This window comes from Frigidibacter sp. RF13 (genome assembly GCF_026626305.1).
Lineage (GTDB): Bacteria > Pseudomonadota > Alphaproteobacteria > Rhodobacterales > Rhodobacteraceae > TMP-24.
Genome location: NZ_JAPNUE010000003.1, coordinates 30,561 through 50,212 on the forward strand (window position 1 = coordinate 30,561; position 19,652 = coordinate 50,212).

Here is a 19,652-nt window from a genome sequence, read left to right on the forward strand (position 1 = left end):
GGGCACCGTCTCGCGCGACCCGGATTTTGCGGGTTTTTGCTTGCACGGTGCCATGCGCGCGGGGCATGAGGAAGCCATGGCGCGCCAGCTCGATTATCACACGATCCGCGAGATTTTTACCCGGTTCCGGGAGGCGGAGGCCCATCCGAAGGGCGAGCTCGAGCATGTGAATGCCTTCACGCTGCTGGTCGCGGTGGCGCTCTCGGCGCAGGCGACGGATGCAGGCGTGAACAAGGCGACGCGGGCGCTTTTTCAGATCGCCGATACGCCCGAGAAGATGCTGGCTTTGGGTGAGGAAGGTCTGACCCAGCATATCAAGACCATCGGTCTTTTCCGGCAGAAGGCCAAGAACGTCATCAAGCTTTCGCGGATTCTGACCGAGGACTATGGCGGCGAGGTCCCGTCCTCGCGCGCGGCGCTGCAGTCGCTGCCGGGGGTCGGGCGCAAGACCGCCAATGTCGTCCTGAACATGTGGTTCAAGCAGCCCGCGCAGGCGGTCGATACCCATATCTTTCGCGTCGGCAACCGCACCGGCATCGCGCCCGGCAAGGATGTGGATCAGGTCGAGCGCGCCATCGAAGACCATATCCCCGCCGAGTTCCAAAGCCACGCCCACCACTGGCTGATCCTGCATGGCCGCTATACCTGCACCGCGCGCAGTCCCAAATGCCGGGCCTGCCTGATCCGCGATCTCTGCCCTTTTGAGGAGAAGAACCTGTGATGAAACGTTTCGATGTCGTGGGCCTTGGCAATGCCATCGTCGATGTGCTGACCCAGTGCGACGACGATTTCCTTGACTGGATGGGGATCGAGAAGGGGATCATGCAGCTTGTCGACCGCGAGCGGGGCGAAACGCTGTATGGCGCGATGAAGGAACGGGTGCAGGCGCCGGGCGGCTCGGTCGGCAACACGCTCGCCGGGCTCGGGAACCTTGGGCTGAAGACCGCCTTCATCGGCAAGGTCAAGGATGATGCGCTGGGGCGGTTCTATGCGAAGTCGCTTGAGGCGGAAGGCACGGTCTTTCCGAACCCTCCTTCTGCGACGGCGGAATTGCCGACCTCGCGCTCGATGATCTTCGTCACCCAGGATGGCGAGCGGTCGATGAACACCTACCTTGGCGCGGGCGCCGACTTCGGCCCCGGCGATCTGGATGACGCGGTGGTGAAGGCGGCCGAATATCTGTTCCTCGAAGGCTATCTCTTCGACAAGGATCAGGGAAAGGCTGCGTTTCTGAAGGCGGCAGAGGCCTGCCACAAGGCGGGCGGCAAGGCGGGGATTTCGCTATCGGATCCGTTCTGCGTCGACCGGCACCGGGCGGATTTCCGCAGGCTGGTGCATGACCAGATGGATTACGTGATCGGCAACCAGCATGAATGGTGCTCGCTCTACCAGACCGAGGATCTGGAGGCGGCGCTCGCGCAGGCCCGCGCCGATTGCCCGCTGATCGTCTGCACCCGCTCAGGCGCCGACGTGATCATCTTGCGCGGCGCCGAGCGGGCCGAGGTGCCGGTGCACCGGGTGGTGCCGGTGGACGCGACCGGCGCGGGCGACCAGTTCGCGGCGGGCTTCCTTTACGGCCTCGCCACCGGCCAGAGCCTTCAGAAGGCCGGCCGCATGGGCTGCATCGCGGCAGCCGAAGTCATCAGCCATTTCGGCCCGCGCCCCGAGGCGGACGTGAAGGCGCTGTTCCGGGCGGATGGGTTGATCTGAGGGCTGTCCGCTATGCGGGACGAAGCGGACTTTGCTTGCCGTTCGGTGAATGGCCGCTTTCGAGGTGATCCTATCCCATGATACAGAATGGCCATGTTAACCCTTGATCATCTTACGATAGTTGCTCCCACACTGACTGAGGGCGTTGAGCACGTTAACGATTGTCTCGGAATCGAGGTGCCTTTCGGAACACGACACCAGTACATGGGAACTCATAACCATCGCCTTCAACTTGGCGAGAACGTCTATCTAGAGATTGTTGCGCTAGATCCTGATGGCGTTGATCCGGGGCGGGCGCGTTGGTTTGGCGTCGACGATCCGAGACAAGTTCGTTCAGACTGGGAGCGGAAGCGTCGGCTGAGGGGATGGGTTGCTGCAATTGCCTCGATTGAAGGCTTTGTCCGCCGGCGATCTGAGTTTGGAGAAGTTGTTCCGCTACCCTTCAACGAGCCCGAATTTGCCTTTGCCATTCCGGCTGATGGTTCTTTGCCCATGGGCGGCGTTCTTCCATCGCTGATTGACCACCGCGATGATCCGACGCGGATGTCGGACATCCCCGACCTTGGAGCACGTCTGATTTCCTTCTCCCTTCAGCACCCGGAGCCAGAGGAGATCAGAGCCACGTATGACGGTTTGAAGATTGACCGGCCACCAGAGATACGGGCCGGGGCGGTGTTTCGATACGAAGCCGAAATCGAAACGCCGGATGGCTTGCGCACTCTTTGGTAAGCCTGGCCAGTTAACGGTCGTTCGCGCGTTGCGCAGCATCAAGTAGTTTAGGGCTCAATCCAGCCTTTCGCAATCACCACTCACACATAGGCCCCCATCGGCGCGAAGCTTGCCGAATTGGCGCGGCGCCAGCGGAGGAGATAGCCGAAGCGGTCCTCCTCGTCGCGCAGCAGGAACCCGTCGGGCAGATAGGGATAGACCTCGTCGCCGGTGACCATGTCGCGGTCGGTTTCACGCATGATCAGGTGGTGGGGCAGGAAGCCCGACGGATGGTCGAGGCCCGCGGCCCCGGTCAGCTCGCCCAGCGCCTTCAGCGTGTTGTGGTGGAAGTTCACCACGCGCTGGGTCTTGTCGCCCACGACCAGCGCACGGGCGCGCAGCGGGTCCTGTGTCGCGACCCCGACCGGGCAATGGTTGGTGTGGCAGGCCTGCGCCTGGATGCAGCCAATCGCGAACATGTAGCCGCGGGCGGAATTGGCCCAGTCGGCGCCAAGGGCAAAAGCCTTCGCGATGTCAAAGGCAGTGATCAGCTTGCCCGAGGCGCCGATCCTGATCCGGTCACGCAGCCCCGCGCCACGGAGCGTATTGTGGGTGAAGGTCAGCCCCTCGACGAGCGGCATGCCCATGTGGTTGGCAAACTCCAGCGGCGCGGCGCCGGTGCCGCCCTCTTTCCCGTCGACCACGATGAAATCCGGGGTGATGCCGGTTTCCAGCATCGCCTTGACCATGCACATGAATTCGCGCCGGTGACCGATGCAAAGCTTGAAGCCCACCGGCTTGCCACCTGACAGATCACGCAGCCTCGCGATGAAATGCATGAATTCCAAGGGCGTCGAAAAGGCGCTGTGCGAGGGCGGCGATACGCAGTCGGTGCCCATCGGCACGCCGCGCGCCTCGGCAATCTCGGGCGTGACCTTGGCAGCGGGCAACACGCCGCCATGGCCGGGCTTGGCGCCCTGGCTCAGCTTGATCTCGATCATCTTGATCTGGGGATCGGCGGCCTGTTCGGCGAACCGGTCGGGATCGAACCCGCCATCCTTGGCGCGGCAGCCGAAATAACCCGAGCCGATCTCCCATATAAGATCGCCGCCACCCTCGCGGTGGTAGCGCGAGATGCCGCCTTCGCCGGTGTCGTGGGCGAAGCCGCCGGTCTTCGCGCCCTTGTTCAGCGCGAGGATGGCGTTGGCGGAAAGCGCGCCGAAGCTCATGGCAGAGATATTGTAGACCGACGCGTCATAGGGTTGCGTGCAATCCGGCCCGCCGACGCGCACCCGGAAATCGGTGTCGGTGATGTGCTTCGGCTGGACCGAATGGGTGATCCATTCATAGCCCGCCTCATAGACCCGGGCGCGGGTGCCGAAGGGGCGCTTGTCCTCGACCCCCTTGGCACGCTGGTAGACGAGCGAGCGGTCGTCGCGCGAGAAGGGCAGTTCGTCATGATCGCTTTCGATCAGATACTGGCGGATTTCCGGCCGGATCCCTTCGAACATGAAGCGCATATGGCCGAGGACGGGGTAGTTCCTGAGGATCGAATGGCGGGTCTGGGTGACATCGCGGATGCCAACCAGCGTGAGAAGGCCGAAGAGGCCGACGCCAAGCCAGGCCCAGGGCGAGAGGGCGACGAGCCCCAGTGAGAAAAGCGTGAAGAGCGCCACCGCGCCGAAGGTCGTGAACCGTTCCAGTGATTGTCTGCCCATACGCCCGTCTCCCCTGTCGCGCAGGTTGAGCTAGCACCGGCGCGCGACGCGAGGCAAGCGGCGATCGCCGTATCAGCGCCCCCGTCAGCGCCCCCGCATGACCCGGTTGGCCAGGGCGGGCGAGAGGCGCACGAGCAGCCGAAGCAGTTTCGCCTTCTCGATCCAGATTTCCCGCCGTCCGGCGGCAAGTCCTGCCAGAAGGTCCGCCGCGGCGCGCTCGGGCGGGTAGCGCCGCCGCCCGCCATCGCGCGAGAGGCCGGTCGCGACCAGCGTCATCACGCATTCGCTGACCTGAACGCGCAGGCCCGCATCCTCGACCTGATAGCGCAGGGCGCGGGTAAAATGCCGGAGCCCCGCCTTGGTCGCGGCATAGACCGCGGCATCGGGCACCGGCGCGATGGCGATCCCAGAGGTGACATTGCAGATCGCCGCGCCCGGATTAGCGGCGAGTGTTGGCAGCAGGCCCACCGAAAGCAGGATGGGGGCGGTGAGGTTCGTCGCGATCTCGGGCAGCACTTCGCCGCGGCGGTCCGGGGGCGGATCGGTCAGGTCGGTATGAACCATGACGCCCGCATTGTTGATCAGGACCGACAGATCGGCATGGTCCTGCGCCACCCGTTCGACAAGGCGTGCGACGTCGGCCGGGTCGGCAAGGTCGCAGGCGATGGGATGAATATGGTCCGGCTCGGTCGCGGCGATGCCCTTCGTTTCGCGCGAAACGGCGATCACCGAGGCGCCTGCTGCCAGAAGCTGGAGCGTAAGCTCCCGGCCGATCCCCCGGCTCGCGCCGGTCACCAGGATTTTGCGGTTGCGGTAGTGGCCGGTCATACCGCCGCCTCGAACTGCCGGAACCCGTTCTCGACCGCAGGCAGGATCGCCACAATGTCGAAATAGGGCACGGTCAGCAGCGGCGTATCGCGCAACCGCTCCATGGCGAAATAATAGGCGCCGGGATTGTCGGTGGTGATCATCATCAGATCCGAGGCCATGGTGCTGAAGGCTTCGACATCGAAATGCCGGACCTGACCGATCTCGTTCAGGCGCGACGCGGCGAAGGCGTCGGCGGCAAGAATGCCGCGCCGGTCGCGCGGCAGGGCCAGCCATTCGGGGCGGGCCTTCAGCAGCAGGAAGAATGTGTAGGTCATCGCTTGCATCCTGTGGTTCCTGCAGGCAGCACTATGCCGACAAGAGCCCGACTGGCCATTCGCATCCATGCCCGACCAGAGCCCCCACGGATCACCTGCCGAAAGACCAAGAAAACTGCCGCAGCAGGCGCGCAGCCAGGCGACCTGCGCCGCCATCCTGGAAGCCGCCGCTCGCATTCTGGAACGGCAGGGCCTGGCAGGGCTGACGACGAATCGGGTTGCCGACCTCGCGGGCGTGTCGGTCGGGACGCTCTACCAGTATTATCCGGGCCGCGACGCGCTCGTGGCCGAACTGGTGCGAGCGAAACGCGCTGCACTTCTGTCGGACCTCGCGCAGGCCCGGGAAGCGGCGCGTGGCCTTCCGGCCACCGACGGTGTAAGGCGCCTTCTCGCTGCGGCCATCGGGCCGCACCTTCAGCGGCCACGGCTCGTGGCGGCGCTTGAGATGGCCGAAGGGTCGCTGGCGCTTCAGGCGGAGACAGCAAGGCTCAAGCAGGCGATCCATGCGATCCTTGCCGATTTCTGCCGGTCGGCAGGGATGCAGGCACCGGCCGCCGCCGCGCAGGAAACCGCCGCGATGGTCGAAGCGCTGGTCGATACGGCCGTGATTGCGGGCGAGGAGGATGCGGCCGCGCTCACCGCCCGGGTCGAGCGCGCGGTTCTGGCCTTTCTAGATCTCGGCGCGGCTGAAGGCGCGCAGGAAAGGGCGGCTCGACGCCCGTGATCGTCCCGAAAGCCGCAGGGTGGATCGCCCGCGGTCAAGGCCATCGAGCAGTCTTGCCGCCATCCTGCTGCTGTCGGCCTGTGTCCGATCTTCGGGAGCAAGGGCATGGATCGTCGGGACAGCGCGGGCCCGGAAAGGCGCAAGGCTTTCGGCCGCCGCGCTACGATCTGTCGAAGGGCCAGTCACCAGCACTGCGAAAGGACCGACATTTGCGCGGAGGAGACGTGCAAGCCGTGGCGCCAACTCGGCGGACAGAGATTTTCCCAGAGGCGCCGGGCAGGCGATCAGCCCGGAAAGATTGACATGATCGGACCGGAGCCATGCCGCGATTTCGAACGCGTCGCCAGGGGAGGCCGCATCGCCGAGCCGCGTGGCGACGCTGCCGGCCGAGTCCCAGGCCAGATCGTCGAGGCGGGCGCGATCCACATCGATGGCCAGCACATCGGCACCGCGCGCTGCAAGGCAAAGCGCGACCGCGCGTCCAAAAGGCGTGGCTGCCGCTGTGACCAGAATCTTGCGGCCAAAGACCCTGTTACCCTCCATCCCGAACATCCGAGCCTCTTGCGTCTGAATTGGATGGGCCGATAATGCGAGCAAATGCTCACATTCTCTACTCGCCTTCGGAGGTTGTGTTGGAGACCCTTGTAAAACCAAGGAAAAAGCCCGCCCAAGACCGAAGCCGCGCCACGTTTGAGGCGATTCTCGAAGCGGCGACTCGCATTCTTCGCGAGGATGGGCTGGGTGCGATGAATACCAACCGGGTGGCCGAGCGCGCGGGGGTTTCCGTAGGTTCGCTCTACCAGTATTTCCCCTCGCGCGAGGCGATCCTTGCCGAACTCGTGCGGCGGATGCGGCTGACCATGAGCGCACGAATGGCTGAAGTGGGCGCTGCGGTCCGGCACCTGCCGCTGAAAGAAGCGATCCCCCGGCAGATGGCAGAGGCGGTCCGGCAATATGAGACCGAGCCGCGGCTGACGGCGGCGCTAGAGGAGGCCGAGGCGCAGTTGCCGCGCGACCCAGAGGTGAGGGAAGGGCGGCGGCGGGTGCGCGAGGCAATGGTGTCCTGCCTCGCGGGCCGCGGCTATGTAGACCCGGCCGAGGCGGCAGCGGATTCGATCGCCATCACGCGCGGCATCGTGATGGCGGCCTGCGCGGCCGGTCGGCCCGACTTCGATGCGATCAAGCGGCGGATTACCCGCGCCGTTCTTGGCTATCTCAAGGAATGCCCGAGGGTCGGCGGCGACGCTGGTGAACCAGACAAATCTTAGTGCCGAAAGACCGCGCGCCCGTCTCGGAGTCAACGGCCAAGCTTGGCGTGCACCTCGTCGAGGTCGATGTCACCCAGCGGCATCTTGTTGTCGGGATCGTCGAAATCGTAGCGGAAAAGCTGGAAATCCTTCTTGTAGATTTCCCAGATCAGATGCCGTGAAAGATCGTCGAAATAGGCCGAAATCGGATGGGCGCGCTTGGGCCCGTGGCCTTCGCTTTCATTGAAACGCGGCACGTCCTTCAAGACGATCGGCACCGGCGTCTTCACCTGGTCGAGGACCTTCTGCATGCCTTCGTCGAACTTTTCGGTGAAGAAGATATGGTCATATCGGCCGCCGTTCACGATGTAGGTCGAGATATGGCCCGACATGGCCGACCAGTGGATGTCGGGCTCCATCGGGCGGCGCCAGCGGATCGTGTCGCGCGCAAACAGCAGAAAACGCCGGAAGCTGGCGATCTGGTCGAAATCGAAGCCGTTCTCGGGCGTGCCGACCTCGATCCCGTATTTCTGGGCGAGCATCGGCACCAGATTGCCGCGATAGCGTTTGCCGTTGCGCTGGATGCCCGCGATCTTGTCGAAGAACGAGGACAGGATGCGCCCGTAGGGGTTGCGGACGCAAGTGAAGGCAAAGCTCTTGTGCCCCTTCACATTGGCCTCGATCTTCGGCTGGCTGTCTTCCTGCGCCCATTTGTGCAGGCCAGCGGTGGAATCATGGATATCGCCATCGAAGAAGCGACCGTGATCGGAATAGAACATGATCTGGCCGATGGACGAGCAGGCGCATTTCGGCACCACCCGATAGACCATGCTTTCGCTTTCCGTCATCCAGGTTCCGGGGAAACCCATCGCCGATCGCCTCGCTTCACCCTGTCACACCCAGGGGTTGAAAGTACTTTTTTCAGGACAGAACCAAACTAATACTGTCTTTTCAATGGGCAATCCATCTATCAGGAAATGAGTGCTAAAATCGGGCAACCGCAAGGCAAATGGCGAAGATCGCGTACACACTTCTCTGCCACAAGGATCCCGCAGGGATCATTGCGCAGGCAACGCGGCTGACGGCGGCGGGCGACTATGTCTCGATCCATTTCGACCGGCGCGCCCCGGCGGACGCCTATCAGGCGATCCGCACGGCGCTTGCAGATAATCCCTCGGTCGCCTTTGCCGCGCGGCGCATCAAATGCGGCTGGGGCGAATGGAGCCTCGTTGCCGCTTCGCTGCACGCGGTGCGGGCGGCCGAGGCGGCCTTTCCGGACGCCACCCATTTCTTCATGCTGTCGGGCGACTGCATGCCGATCAAGACGGCGGAATTCATCCACGACCGGCTGGACCATGAGGATGTCGACTATATCGAAAGCTTCGATTTCTTCGACAGCGACTGGATCAAGACCGGCATGCGGGCGGAACGGCTGACCTACCGCCATGTCTTCAACGAGCGCACGCAGAAATGGCTGTTCTACCAAAGCTTCGAATGGCAGAAGCGCCTTGGCCTGTCGCGCGCCATTCCGGCCGACCTCAGGATCATGATCGGCAGCCAATGGTGGTGCCTCAGGCGCCGCACGATCGAGGCGGTGCTGGAGTTTTGCCGGACGCGGCCCGATGTGGTGCGTTTCTTCCGCACCACCTGGATCCCGGACGAAACCTTCTTTCAGACGCTCGTCCGACATCTGGTTCCCGAGGCGCAGATCCGGACCCGTACGCCCACCTTCCTGATGTTCACCGATTACGGGATGCCCGCGGCCTTCTACAACGACCAGCATGACATGCTTTTGGCTCAGGATTTCTTCTTCGCCCGCAAGATCAGCCCCGAAGCCGAGGATTTGAAGGCGCGGCTTGGCGACCTGTACGGGCAGACGGGTGTCCCCTTCGGCATCACCGGCGAGGGCAAGAGGGTTCACGGGTTTCTCACCAGCCGGGGCCGCGCGGGGCGGCGGTTCGCGCCGCGCTTCTGGGAAGCCGAGGGCGGGATCGGGCAGAACCGCACGCTTCTTCTCATTGCCTGCAAGAAATGGCACGTGGCCAAGCGCCTTACCGCCGCGATCCGGGACAAGACCGATATTCCCGCGCTCGACTATCTCTTCACCGAAGAGGCGACCGCGCTGCCTGACCTTGGAGGGATCGAGACGACGCTGGCCAAGCGCAGCCGCCATCGCAGGTCGCTTCTCAGGATGCTTTTCGACCATTTCGGGCGTGACCGGATGGCAATCTGCCTCGACACGGCGGATTTCGACCTGATCCGCGATTTCTACGGCGACCGCGCGAATGTGCGGCTTCTGGAGATTCAGTGCGAATTTTCTGACGCGTACCTGACGGGCCATGCCCAACGCGTCGGTCTGGCCGGGCCTGCCACGCGCCCCGAGACCATGGAGGCGCTTCTACCCACAGTCCGTTTCGACGTCCGCTTCGAAAGCGACCGGATCCGTGATGCGGAGCTACCGGGAACCTTTCGTCTGCGGGAAGGGGCGGACATTGAGGAAAACACCGTGTCATTGGCGCGGTTCCTTGCTATCCCCACCGAGACCGCGCGCGCGATTGCCGCGACCGACCATCTCTTTGCCGACTGAGAGCATCATGGCCTACAGCTACGACCCGACCAATATCTTCGCGCGCATCCTGCGCGGCGAGATCCCGAACAAGACGGTGATCGAGACCGCCCATACGCTCGCCTTCGAGGACATAAGGCCAAGCGCGCCCGTGCATGTGCTGGTGATCCCGAAAGGCCCCTATGTGTGTTTCGACCATTTCGCATCCGAGGCGAGCGACGAGGAGATCGCCGATTTCAACCGCGCCACGGCGGACATTTGCCGCAAGCTGGGCCTCAGCCCGGGCGCGGGCGGGCAGGGCTACCGCATCCTGTCGAACGCGGGCGATCACGGCCATCAGGAAGTGCCGCACTATCATCTGCATCTGCTGGCGGGTCGGCCGCTTGGCCCGATGCTCGCCCGCTGACTTGTCACCCCGGCGCCCATCGCTAGAATGGGCCAAACCCTTGTTACGAAGAGCCTGACCATGCCGATCCCCGCGCCCGAGACCGAAGTGATCAACGTCTGGAAAATCCCCTGCGACGGCGGCGAAGGCGCGCTCGGCCATCCGCGCGTCTGGCTTGCCGTGCCGCATGACACCGGCGTCGTCGAATGCGGCTATTGCGACAAGAAGTACGTCCACGAGAATTTCATCGAAAAGCTCAGGGAGTAAGCGGACGCTTGCTGTCGCTTGAACGATCGGTCACGGTGCCGGTTTCCCGCTTGTGGGGGACTCTCGTGGCGCCCAGCCTGTGGTGGGGCCCGGACGTGGTGATCGAGGCCCGGCCCGGCGGGATGTTCCTTGAACCCTGGCGTGACGCGACCGGAGCGGTGCATGTGACCCGCGGCAGGGTCATCCTGGCCGACCCGGCGCGGCGCCTGGTGCTTGACTGGGCGGATGAGGACTGGTCCTTCGTGACCGAAGTTCGTTTTGAGCTGACCGCATTGGGCGAGACGAGCCGCCTGGCTCTCACGCACAGCGGCTGGGACGGCGCACCGGACGCCGAGCGCGCCACGCTGATCTCGGCGCATGAGCGCGGTTGGTCCTTTCACCTCGACAATCTGAAGGCAGCCGCCGAGCGGGGGTAGGGTGATCCGATTGGTAAGATGGCTCCTGCGGGCATTTCGCGGGCTGTCCGCGGCGGTCCTTTTCCTCTCGGCGACTGCTCCGGGAGCCCCTGAGTTCTGGGATCGAGGCTGAGTTCGCGCATGATCCCGCCACCGGAAACCCCGAACTGGTGCGGGCACCGGGGTTCCATACCGGCGACGCCTTCTACGTCGGACGCGCGCGCTTTCACCTTTTCAACACCTGCAACGTCTGAGTCGGGCGGCAATTGCGCGCAGCCGGTGTCCGCTTCGGCATCTGGACCCCCGCCACCTGGTCGGTCGATCTGTCGCTCTGGCGGTTCGGGCGCGGGTGATCTTCGGGGGGCAACGGCTGCGGCTTGACCGCCAAGCCCCCAACATGTCACCTCGCAGTTGAATTGCGTGAGGGACCATGACCCTGAAACCAGATATGATCGCCGGTCTGCCCGTTCTCTTCGTGATGGCGGCCGAGCCGGAATATGGCCCGGCGCTGAAGGCAAGGATCGCACCGCTGATGACCGGCGTTGGCCCGGTCGAGGGCGCTGTGGTCCTGACGGCGGCTCTGGCCGGGATGGAAAAGCGCCCCCGGCTGATCGTCTCACTGGGATCGGCCGGGTCGCGGGTGCTGGAACAGGGACAGGTCTATCAGGCATCAGGCGTCGCTTACCGCGACATGGATGCCTCGCCACTGGGGTTCGAGCGCGGGCGGACGCCCTTCCTCGACCTTCCCGCCCGGGTCGACCTGCCGCACCACATCCCAGGTGTGCCAACCGCGAGCCTTTCGACCGGCGCCAATATCGTCAGCGGCGCGGCCTACGACCGGATTGCCGAAGATATGGTGGATATGGAAACCTTCGCGCATCTGCGTGCGGCCCAACGGTTCGGCATACCGCTGATCGGGCTCAGGGGCATATCGGATGGTGCCGAGGAACTGCGCCACCTGAAGGACTGGACCCAGTATCTGCATGTGATCGACGAACGGCTCGCCGCCGCCGTCGATACGCTGGGCAAGGCGATCCGGCAGGGCAGGCTCGCGGTCTGAGGCCGACCCGCAGCGTCTGGCCAAGCGCGCCTCTTCATGCGAAGACCGGAACGTCAGGCGAAACGGGGGACGGAATGTCATTCGGCAAGGGCAGCCATCTGCATCTGATCGACGGATCGGCCTTCATCTTCCGCGCCTATCACGCGCTGCCGCCGCTCACGCGCAAGTCCGACGGCCTGCCGATCGGCGCGGTCGCGGGGTTTTGCAACATGCTCTGGGGCCAGATCCTAGCCAACAAGGGCAAGGACGGGCCGACGCATGTGGCCGTCGTCTTCGACTATTCCTCGAAGACTTTCCGCGATGAGATCTACGACAAGTACAAGGCCAACCGCCCGGAGCTACCGGAAGACCTGCGCCCGCAATTTCCCCTGACGCGCGAGGCCACCCGGGCCTTCGGCGTCGCCTGTCTGGAGATGGAGGGGTATGAGGCCGACGATATTATCGCGACGCTTTCCCGCCGCGCGGTCGAAGCGGGGGGCGACGTCACCATCATCTCCTCCGACAAGGATTTGATGCAGCTTGTGGGCAATGGCGTCGTGATGTTCGACGCGATGAAGAACCGCCGCATCGACCGCGATGAGGTGATCGAGAAATTCGGCGTGCCGCCGGAAAAGGTTATCGATGTGCAGGCGCTCGCGGGCGATTCCGTCGATAACGTGCCCGGCGCGCCGGGGATCGGGCTGAAGACGGCCGCGCTTCTCATCAACGAATATGGCGATCTGGAAACGCTGCTGGAGCGCGCGGGCGAGATCAAGCAGCCCAAGCGCCGCGAAGCGCTGGAGGCGAATGCCGACCTGATCCGCATCTCGAAGCGCCTCGTGACTCTCGATGCCGAGGCGCCGGTGGCCGAGGCGCTTGAGACGCTGGAAGTCCGGGCGCCCGAGGCGGAAGCGGTGATGGAGTTCCTCACGAAGATGGAGTTTCGTACGCTGACCAAGCGCGTGGCCGAGGCGCTGAAGGTCGAAGTCCCGACCCTGACGGAGGCGCCCGCCGCGCCAACGGCCAGCGCCGATGAGAAGCCGCAGGCGCACGAAGAGGCGCTTCCCTTCGATCACGCCGCCTATGAATGCGTCCGCGACGCGGCCGCACTCGACCGCTGGATCGCGCTGGCCCGCGAGCGCGGCCAACTGGCGATCGACACCGAAACCACCAGCCTCGACGAGATGCGCGCCGAGCTGGTTGGCATCTCTCTTTCGGTCCTTCCCGGGCAGGCCTGCTATATCCCCGTCGGGCACCGGCAGGGCTCGGGCGACCTTTTCGGTTCGTCCGCGCTGGCCGACGGCCAGATGGCGCGCGACGCGGTGCTCGCCGCGCTGAAGCCGGTGCTGGAGGATGATGCCGTCCTGAAGGTCGGCCAGAACATCAAATACGACTGGAAGATCCTCGCCCGCCACGGCATCCGCATGTCGCCAATCGACGATACGATGCTGATGTCCTACGCGATGCATGCAGGCCTGCACAATCACGGCATGGACGGGCTGTCCGAACGCTACCTGTCGCACCAGCCCATTGAAATCAAATCGCTTCTGGGCACAGGCAAGTCGGCCCGCACCTTCGATCAGGTGCCCATCGACGAGGCGGTGAAATATGCCGCCGAGGATGCCGACGTCACGCTCCGCCTCTGGCGGGCCTTCAAGCCGAACCTCCACCGCGCGCAGGTGACGACGGTTTATGAAACGCTGGAACGCCCGCTGGTGCCGGTTCTGGCCGATATGGAAATGGCGGGCATCCGCGTCGATGGTCAGGTCCTCAGCCGCATGTCGAATGCCTTCGCCCAGAAGATGGCGGGGCTCGAGGCCGAGATACAGGAGATCGCCGGCCAGCCCTTCAACGTGGGTTCGCCGAAGCAGCTGGGCGAAATTCTCTTCGATACGATGGGGGTGGAGGGTGGCCAGAAGGGCAAGACCGGCGCCTATGCGACAGGGGCCGATGTTCTGGAGGACATCACGACCCTTGAGGACGTAAACCCCACGGCGGCGCGTCTGGCGGCGGCGGTGCTCGACTGGCGGCAGATATCCAAGCTGAAATCCACCTATACCGACGCGCTGCAGCAGGCGATCAATCCTGAAACCGGTCGCGTCCATACTTCCTATTCCATCGCGGGCGCGAACACCGGGCGGCTCGCCTCGACCGATCCGAACCTGCAGAATATCCCGGTCCGCACCGACGAGGGTCGCCGCATCCGCGAGGCTTTCGTCGCGGGGCCGGGCATGCGGCTCGTCTCGCTCGACTACAGCCAGATCGAACTGAGGATCCTCGCCCATGTTGCGGGCATCCCGGCCCTGAAGGAGGCCTTCCGGAAGGGGATCGACATCCATGCGATGACTGCGAGCCAGATGTTCGGCGTGCCGGTCGAAGGCATGGACCCGATGGTCCGCCGCCGGGCGAAGGCGATCAATTTCGGGGTGATCTACGGCATTTCCGGCTTCGGACTTGCCCGCAACCTGCGCATCCCGCGCGCCGAGGCGCAGGCGTTCATCGACACCTATTTCGAACGCTTTCCGGGTATCAAGGAATATATGGATTCCACGACCGCCTTCGCGAAGGAAAAGGGCTACGTCCAGACCCTCTTCGGCCGCAAGATCCATACGCCCGAGATCAATGCCAAGGGGCCGACTGCCGGGTTTGCACGCCGTGCGGCGATCAACGCGCCTATACAGGGTGCGGCGGCAGACGTGATCCGCCGGGCGATGATCCGCATGCCGAAGGCGATCGCTGACCTGCCCGCGAGGATGCTCCTGCAGGTCCATGATGAGCTCCTGTTCGAGGTCGAGGAAGGCGCGGTCGATGCACTCATCGCCGCCGCGCGCGAAGTCATGGAAGGGGCGGCCCATCCGGCCGTGCATCTCGACGTGCCCTTGACGGTCGATGCCGGGCAGGGCGCGAACTGGGCCGAGGCGCATTGACAGGCCGCTCATTGTACGCCTGCGGTTTGCCGGGCGCGCTGCCCTTACGGATGACTGTGGTCGCGCGCGCACTTTCCATGGTCGCCAAAGGCGGCCAACGTCCGGCAGGCACCTGCAGACCCATCGCAGGCGGCGGCGATCCGGGCGAGTTCCGCCTCTAGCCCGCGCAGGGCCTCGATCCGGCGGCGGATGTCCAAGAGGTGCAGTGTGGCGATCGGATGCGCCTTCTCGCAGTCGCTGCCGTCAAGCGCGATCAGCTCGCGGATTGCCCCGATGGGCAGACCGAGGTCGCGGGCGTGGCGGATGAAGGCCAGCCGCTCCAGCCCGGCATGGCTATAGCGGCGCTGGTTGCCGTCTGTCCGGCCCTCCGCCTGCAGGAGTCCCATCTGCTCGTAATAGCGGATGGTCGGCACCTTGACGCCGGTGCGCCGCGACAGATCTCCGATAGAGAGCATGGCAGTTTGTCCTTGAACCTCTAGTCACTAGAGGAATTAGGATCGTGACAGGTGAGTCGCAAGAGAGCGGAAGACATGGCGGAACACAGGCACGAAGCGGGCAACGGCGATCATCATGACCATGCGGATCATGGGCATGGTGGTTTCGGCCACGCGGGCGGCCATGGCCACCACGGCCACAGCCACGGAATCGAGGGCCGGGGCGACTGGCAGGTGGCGGCGGCGGTGGTGACCAATCTGGCGCTGACCTTCGCGCAGATCGTCGGAGGGGTTATCGCCGGGTCGGTCGCGCTGATCGCCGATGCGATGCACAACCTTTCCGATGCGCTCGCCCTCATCATCGCCTTCGCCGCACGGCGGATTGCGCGCCGGCCCGCCCATCCGGGCATGTCCTTCGGCTACGCCCGGGCCGAGGTGGTGGCGGCGCTGGTCAATTACACAACGCTGATCGTCATCTGCCTCTGGCTTGGCTATGCGGCGATCGAACGTATGGTCGATCCGCCCGCCGTGGAGGGCAGTGTCGTGGTGATCCTGGCCGGGGTCGCGCTGGTGGTGAATTCCATCACCGCGCTTCTGACCTTTCGGCTGGCGCGCGACAGCATGAACATCCGCGCGGCCTTCCTGCACAACCTGTCGGATGCAGGCACATCGCTTGCGGTGATCGTGAGCGGGCTTCTGGTGATCTGGTTCGACTGGCGTCTCGCCGATCCCCTGATCACGCTTCTGATCTCGCTCTGGATCCTGTGGCATTGCGTGCGCGAAATCGGGCCAGTCATCCGCATCCTCATGCTCGCCGCCCCCGAGGACATGGCAGGCGAGGAGGTGCGCGCCGCGATTCTGGCCGATGTGGGCGTCGCGGATGTGCATCACCTGCATCTCTGGCAGATCGACGAGCGCCGTGCCTCGCTGGAGGCGCACCTGGTGCTGGCCGAGGGGGCCGAGGCCGCAGACGTGCTGGCGCGGGTCAAGGCGGACCTTGCCAATCGGTTTGGCCTGTCACACACGACATTTGAGGTCGAGGCAGCGGGAACCGCCTGCGCCGGTCAGGCCTGCTGAGAAAGCCAGCCGAGGCCGGACGCCGTATCGCCCTTGGGATTGTATTCCGCCGAGACCCAACCCCGGTAGCCGTCCGCATCAAGCCGCGTGAAGAAGGCGGGATAGTCGATCTCTCCGCCCGCGGGTTCATGGCGATCGGGAAAGCCCGCGATCTGGACATGGGCGGCGCGCTGGCCGTGCTGCGCCCAGGTGCCCATCAGATCGCCTGTGATCCGGTGGGCATGGTAGGCGTCGAACTGCAGGGCGAGGTTCGGTGCCGAGACTTCGTCGAGGATTTCCGCCGCCAGATCGAAATCCGCCAGCCAGTAGCCCGGCATGTCATGCCGGTTGATCGGCTCGATCGTCAGGCGGCGCCTGGGCGCATGGGCCGAGGCCCATTTCAGGTTCGCGACAAAGGTGTCCCGCGCCGCCGGATCGTCGGTCACGCCCGCCATCACATGGATCTGCTGTGGCTTCAGCACATCGGCGAAGCGCAGGCAGCGCTCGAAATCCTTGCGGAAGCGCGCCTCGAGCCCCGGCACGGCGGCAAAACCGCGGTCGCCTCCGGTCCAGTTCGGCGGCGGCGTGTTCATCAGGACGAACGTCAGCCCGTTCATCACAAGCTGATCGCGCATGTCCTGCGCGCTTTCGTCGTAGGGGAATAGCAGCTCGACCGCCTCAAAGCCCGCCGCCTTCGCCGCCGCGAACCGCTCCATCAGCGGCAGTTCGGTGAAGAGAAGCGTGAGATTGGCCGCGAAAGCTGGCATCAGGGCAGCTCGGCGGAGGGGATGATCGGGAAGAAGGTGCCCGAAGACCAGAGGCCGAACCATTGCGCACCCTCATGCTCTTCATGCACGCAGAGATCAACGATCCGGTAGAAGGTCTTGCGGTCAATGAGCGCCTCTAGGTTCGCCCGGATATGGATATAGGGCGAGGGCTCGCCCGTCTCGGGGTCGCGCGACACGCGGATCGGATGTTCCGGGCCCGCGACCGCTTCGTCATCGACATGGGTGAAAAAGGTCAGGACCTGATCGCGCCCTGTGCCCTCGGCCCGGAAGTCATTGGCCACGAAGGGCGCATCCACCACCCGTATGCCTACCTTTTCGACCGGCGTGACCAGAAAAAAACTGTCTCCGTCCTTGCGGATAATCGAGGAGAAGAGCTTCACCAGCCCCATGCGCCCCATCGGCGTGCCGAGATACCACCAGGTCCCGTCGCGGCGGATTTCCATGTCGAGATCGCCGCAAAAGGGCGGATTCCACAAGTGGACCGGCGGCGGCCCCTTCTTGCCTGCGGCTTTCGCCGCGGCTGCGATATTTTCCGCCGAGGGCTTCACGATCAGGTGTCCTTCCGGTTTTTCCCCATTGGTGTCAGGCGCATAATCTGCCTTTAATGTGCTACCTAGCAGGGAAGGACCGATCTGTCATGGCTGAGGATAGCGCACTCATCGCAGATATCGAGGCGTTGGGCGAACGGCTGGCCCAGGCGCGCGCCATGATCGCCCGGCGCTTCATCGGGCAGGAACGGGTCGTGGACCTGTCGCTGACCGCGCTTCTCTGCGGTGGGCACGGGCTTCTGGTCGGTGTGCCGGGCCTTGGCAAGACCATGCTCGTCGATACGCTCGGCACCGTGATGGGGCTTTCGACCCAGCGCGTGCAGTTCACCCCGGACCTGATGCCTGCGGATATCCTCGGCTCCGAGGTGCTCGAAACCGCGAAGGACGGCAGCCGTGCCTTCCGCTTCATCGAAGGGCCGGTCTTCTGCCAGCTGCTGATGGCGGACGAGATCAACCGCGCCTCGCCGCGCACGCAGTCGGCGCTTCTGCAGGCGATGCAGGAAAGGCAGGTGACGGTTGCCGGGCAGCATCGGCCACTTGGCCCTCCCTTCCATGTGCTCGCCACCCAGAACCCGATCGAGCAGGAGGGGACCTATCCCTTGCCAGAGGCGCAGCTCGACCGGTTCCTCGTGCAGATCGACGTGGATTATCCTGACCGCGAGACCGAGCGGAACATCCTTCTGGCCACCACCGGGGCAGGCGAGGCGAGCGCTTCGCAGGTCTTTGACGCGCCCGCGCTGATCGCCGCGCAGACGGTGCTCAGGCGGATGCCGGTGGGCGAGGGCGTGGTCGAGGCGATCCTCGATCTTGTGCGCGCCTGCCGTCCCGATGCGGCGGATGCGGGCGCGGCGGTGAAGGCCGCAGTCAGCTGGGGCCCGGGGCCGCGCGCCGCGCAGGCCTTGATGCTTGCCGTGCGGGCGGCGGCACTTCTCGACGGGCGGCTCGCGCCCTCGGTCCAGGATGTGGCGGCGCTGGCGAAGCCGGTTCTCAGTCACCGTATGGCGCTGACCTTCGCGGCGCGGGCGCGGGGGGAAAGCCTTGGGCAGATGATCGCCGATGTGGCGCGTGGTGCCCTGAAGCTGGACGCGGCATGACCCTTGCAGGCTCAGCCGAGGCGGCGGGGCTGCGGCGCGACGCTGGCAGCCTGGCCGATGCATTGCCGCCGCTTCTGGCGGAAGCTCGGCAATTGGCGGCTGCGATACAGACCGGCGAACACGGGCGGCGCCGCGCGGGCGTGGGCGAGGAATTCTGGCAATATCGCACGGCGCGACCCGAGGATGAGGCGCGGCGCATCGACTGGCGCCGGTCCGGCCGGTCGGACCAGTTCTATATCCGCGAGAAGGAATGGCAGGCGGCGCAGTCGGTGCATCTTTGGGTCGACCGTTCCGCCTCGATGAATTTCCGCTCGACCGAGCGCTGGCCGGAAAAGGGCGCGCGGGCGCGGGTTCTGGCGCTGGCGGTGGCCATCCTTCTGGAACGCGCGGGCGAGCGGTTCGGCCTTGCCGACGACCGCGCGCCGCCACGCGCGGGGCGCGCCCAGCTTGGTCGGGTGGCGGGCATTCTGGCCGATGAGGCAGCGCTGCCGGAGGTAGAGGCGGCGATGGGCGTGACCAGCTTCGTCAGCGGCGCACGGGCGCTGGTTCTGTCCGACTTCTTCGGGGACATCGACCGGATGTCGGAGCTCGTTCTTGCGGCGGCGGGGCGGGGCGTGACCGGCGCGCTGATGCAGATCGTCGATCCGGCAGAGGAGGACTTTCCCTTCGCGGGTCGCACGGTCTTCGAGATGATGAGCGGTGCGGCGCGTCATGAGACGCAGGAAGCGGGCGGTCTGCGCCGCCGCTACATCGAACGGCTGGCCGAGCGGCGCGACCGTCTGCAGGCACTCGCCGCAAAGGCGGGCTGGCAGTTCACCATCCACCGCACAGACCAGCCGCCGATGGCCGCGCTCATCTGGATCCACACGATCCTCGGAGGCGCGCGGTGACGCTTTTCGGC

22 protein-coding genes are annotated in these 19,652 nt (G+C 64.9%); 14 read left to right on the forward strand and 8 right to left on the reverse strand.

The features are described from left to right. The first annotated feature begins 76 nt into the window (after positions 1-76). The 3 genes from nth to OU426_RS08215 all read left to right on the forward strand — a co-directional run bounded on the left by nth (position 77) and on the right by OU426_RS08215 (position 2,439). A complete protein-coding gene (gene nth, locus OU426_RS08205) occupies positions 77-721 on the forward strand; it encodes an endonuclease III (protein ID WP_267633456.1) in 645 nt (214 codons plus the stop codon). Further along, the gene (locus tag OU426_RS08210; RefSeq protein ID WP_267633457.1) at positions 721-1,710 is read left to right on the forward strand and encodes an adenosine kinase; all 990 of its coding nucleotides are present in this window, start codon (positions 721-723) and stop codon (positions 1,708-1,710) included. The genes nth and OU426_RS08210 overlap by 1 nt, the downstream gene beginning before the upstream one ends. Positions 1,711-1,797: 87 nt before the next feature. Further along, positions 1,798-2,439, forward strand: a complete 642-nt coding sequence (locus OU426_RS08215; protein WP_267633458.1) for a VOC family protein — start codon at positions 1,798-1,800, stop codon at positions 2,437-2,439. 80 nt (positions 2,440-2,519) lie between these two features. On the opposite strand, the gene OU426_RS08220 is transcribed toward OU426_RS08215, so the two are convergent. The 3 genes from OU426_RS08220 to OU426_RS08230 form a co-directional block, all read right to left on the reverse strand. After that, positions 2,520-4,136: an FMN-binding glutamate synthase family protein gene (locus tag OU426_RS08220; RefSeq protein WP_267633459.1), complete on the reverse strand. Its 1,617-nt coding sequence runs from the start codon at positions 4,134-4,136 to the stop codon at positions 2,520-2,522. Positions 4,137-4,220: 84 nt separating this feature from the next. Then, positions 4,221-4,964 (reverse strand): SDR family NAD(P)-dependent oxidoreductase, encoded by a 744-nt coding sequence (locus tag OU426_RS08225; protein WP_267633460.1) that lies wholly within the window; start codon positions 4,962-4,964, stop codon positions 4,221-4,223. Further along, positions 4,961-5,281: a darcynin family protein gene (locus OU426_RS08230; RefSeq protein ID WP_267633461.1), complete on the reverse strand. Its 321-nt coding sequence runs from the start codon at positions 5,279-5,281 to the stop codon at positions 4,961-4,963. The genes OU426_RS08225 and OU426_RS08230 overlap by 4 nt, the downstream gene beginning before the upstream one ends. Positions 5,282-5,348: 67 nt before the next feature. Between OU426_RS08230 and OU426_RS08235 the strand changes: the two genes are divergently transcribed. Beyond that, positions 5,349-6,005 (forward strand): TetR family transcriptional regulator, encoded by a 657-nt coding sequence (locus OU426_RS08235; protein ID WP_267633462.1) that lies wholly within the window; start codon positions 5,349-5,351, stop codon positions 6,003-6,005. Here OU426_RS08235 and OU426_RS08240 read toward each other — a convergent pair. Continuing rightward, entirely contained in the window at positions 5,952-6,557 is a 606-nt protein-coding gene (locus tag OU426_RS08240; protein WP_267633463.1) for an SDR family oxidoreductase, read from the reverse strand. The genes OU426_RS08235 and OU426_RS08240 overlap by 54 nt on opposite strands. 35 nt (positions 6,558-6,592) lie before the next feature. On the opposite strand from OU426_RS08240, the gene OU426_RS08245 reads away from it, so the two are divergent. Beyond that, the gene (locus OU426_RS08245) at positions 6,593-7,273 is read left to right on the forward strand and encodes a TetR/AcrR family transcriptional regulator (protein ID WP_267633464.1); all 681 of its coding nucleotides are present in this window, start codon (positions 6,593-6,595) and stop codon (positions 7,271-7,273) included. 29 nt (positions 7,274-7,302) lie between these two features. Here the strand turns inward: OU426_RS08245 and OU426_RS08250 are convergent, their stop codons facing one another. Continuing rightward, positions 7,303-8,121, reverse strand: coding sequence for a sulfotransferase family protein (locus OU426_RS08250; protein WP_267633465.1), 819 nt, complete (start codon positions 8,119-8,121; stop codon positions 7,303-7,305). A 140-nt stretch (positions 8,122-8,261) separates the two neighbouring features. Here OU426_RS08250 and OU426_RS08255 point away from each other — a divergent pair, with 140 nt between their 5' ends. The 6 genes from OU426_RS08255 to polA all read left to right on the forward strand — a co-directional run bounded on the left by OU426_RS08255 (position 8,262) and on the right by polA (position 14,831). After that, on the forward strand, positions 8,262-9,839 hold the full coding sequence (locus OU426_RS08255; protein ID WP_267633466.1) for a DUF5928 domain-containing protein: 1,578 nt from the start codon (positions 8,262-8,264) through the stop codon (positions 9,837-9,839). Between the two features lie 7 nt (positions 9,840-9,846). Beyond that, positions 9,847-10,224, forward strand: a complete 378-nt coding sequence (locus OU426_RS08260) for an HIT domain-containing protein (RefSeq protein ID WP_267633467.1) — start codon at positions 9,847-9,849, stop codon at positions 10,222-10,224. Between the two features lie 60 nt (positions 10,225-10,284). After that, on the forward strand, positions 10,285-10,470 hold the full coding sequence (locus OU426_RS08265) for a zinc-finger domain-containing protein (RefSeq protein ID WP_267633468.1): 186 nt from the start codon (positions 10,285-10,287) through the stop codon (positions 10,468-10,470). After that, on the forward strand, positions 10,410-10,886 hold the full coding sequence (locus tag OU426_RS08270; RefSeq protein WP_267633469.1) for an SRPBCC family protein: 477 nt from the start codon (positions 10,410-10,412) through the stop codon (positions 10,884-10,886). The genes OU426_RS08265 and OU426_RS08270 overlap by 61 nt, the downstream gene beginning before the upstream one ends. A gap of 409 nt (positions 10,887-11,295) precedes the next feature. Next, positions 11,296-11,925 carry a 5'-methylthioadenosine/S-adenosylhomocysteine nucleosidase gene (locus tag OU426_RS08275; RefSeq protein ID WP_267633470.1) on the forward strand — a complete coding sequence of 210 codons (630 nt, stop codon included), beginning with the start codon at positions 11,296-11,298 and terminating at the stop codon, positions 11,923-11,925. A 74-nt stretch (positions 11,926-11,999) separates the two neighbouring features. Beyond that, positions 12,000-14,831 carry a DNA polymerase I gene (polA, locus tag OU426_RS08280; protein WP_267633471.1) on the forward strand — a complete coding sequence of 944 codons (2,832 nt, stop codon included), beginning with the start codon at positions 12,000-12,002 and terminating at the stop codon, positions 14,829-14,831. A gap of 44 nt (positions 14,832-14,875) precedes the next feature. Here the strand turns inward: polA and OU426_RS08285 are convergent, their stop codons facing one another. Then, complete coding sequence (locus tag OU426_RS08285; RefSeq protein ID WP_267633472.1) at positions 14,876-15,286, reverse strand: MerR family transcriptional regulator; 411 nt, start codon at positions 15,284-15,286, stop codon at positions 14,876-14,878. A gap of 51 nt (positions 15,287-15,337) precedes the next feature. Here OU426_RS08285 and OU426_RS08290 point away from each other — a divergent pair, with 51 nt between their 5' ends. Further along, positions 15,338-16,342, forward strand: coding sequence for a cation diffusion facilitator family transporter (locus tag OU426_RS08290; protein ID WP_267633473.1), 1,005 nt, complete (start codon positions 15,338-15,340; stop codon positions 16,340-16,342). Here the strand turns inward: OU426_RS08290 and OU426_RS08295 are convergent. Together OU426_RS08295 and OU426_RS08300 are read right to left on the reverse strand one after the other, a co-directional pair. After that, entirely contained in the window at positions 16,330-17,088 is a 759-nt protein-coding gene (locus tag OU426_RS08295; RefSeq protein WP_267633474.1) for a hydroxypyruvate isomerase family protein, read from the reverse strand. The genes OU426_RS08290 and OU426_RS08295 overlap by 13 nt on opposite strands. Then, complete coding sequence (locus OU426_RS08300; RefSeq protein WP_267633790.1) at positions 17,088-17,663, reverse strand: DUF1285 domain-containing protein; 576 nt, start codon at positions 17,661-17,663, stop codon at positions 17,088-17,090. Before OU426_RS08300 ends, OU426_RS08295 begins: the two co-directional genes overlap by 1 nt. Positions 17,664-17,746: 83 nt before the next feature. Here OU426_RS08300 and OU426_RS08305 point away from each other — a divergent pair, with 83 nt between their 5' ends. Next, a complete protein-coding gene (locus OU426_RS08305) occupies positions 17,747-18,751 on the forward strand; it encodes an AAA family ATPase (protein ID WP_267633475.1) in 1,005 nt (334 codons plus the stop codon). Then, positions 18,748-19,641 (forward strand): DUF58 domain-containing protein, encoded by an 894-nt coding sequence (locus tag OU426_RS08310; protein ID WP_267633476.1) that lies wholly within the window; start codon positions 18,748-18,750, stop codon positions 19,639-19,641. The genes OU426_RS08305 and OU426_RS08310 overlap by 4 nt, the downstream gene beginning before the upstream one ends. Positions 19,642-19,652: the final 11 nt, after the last annotated feature.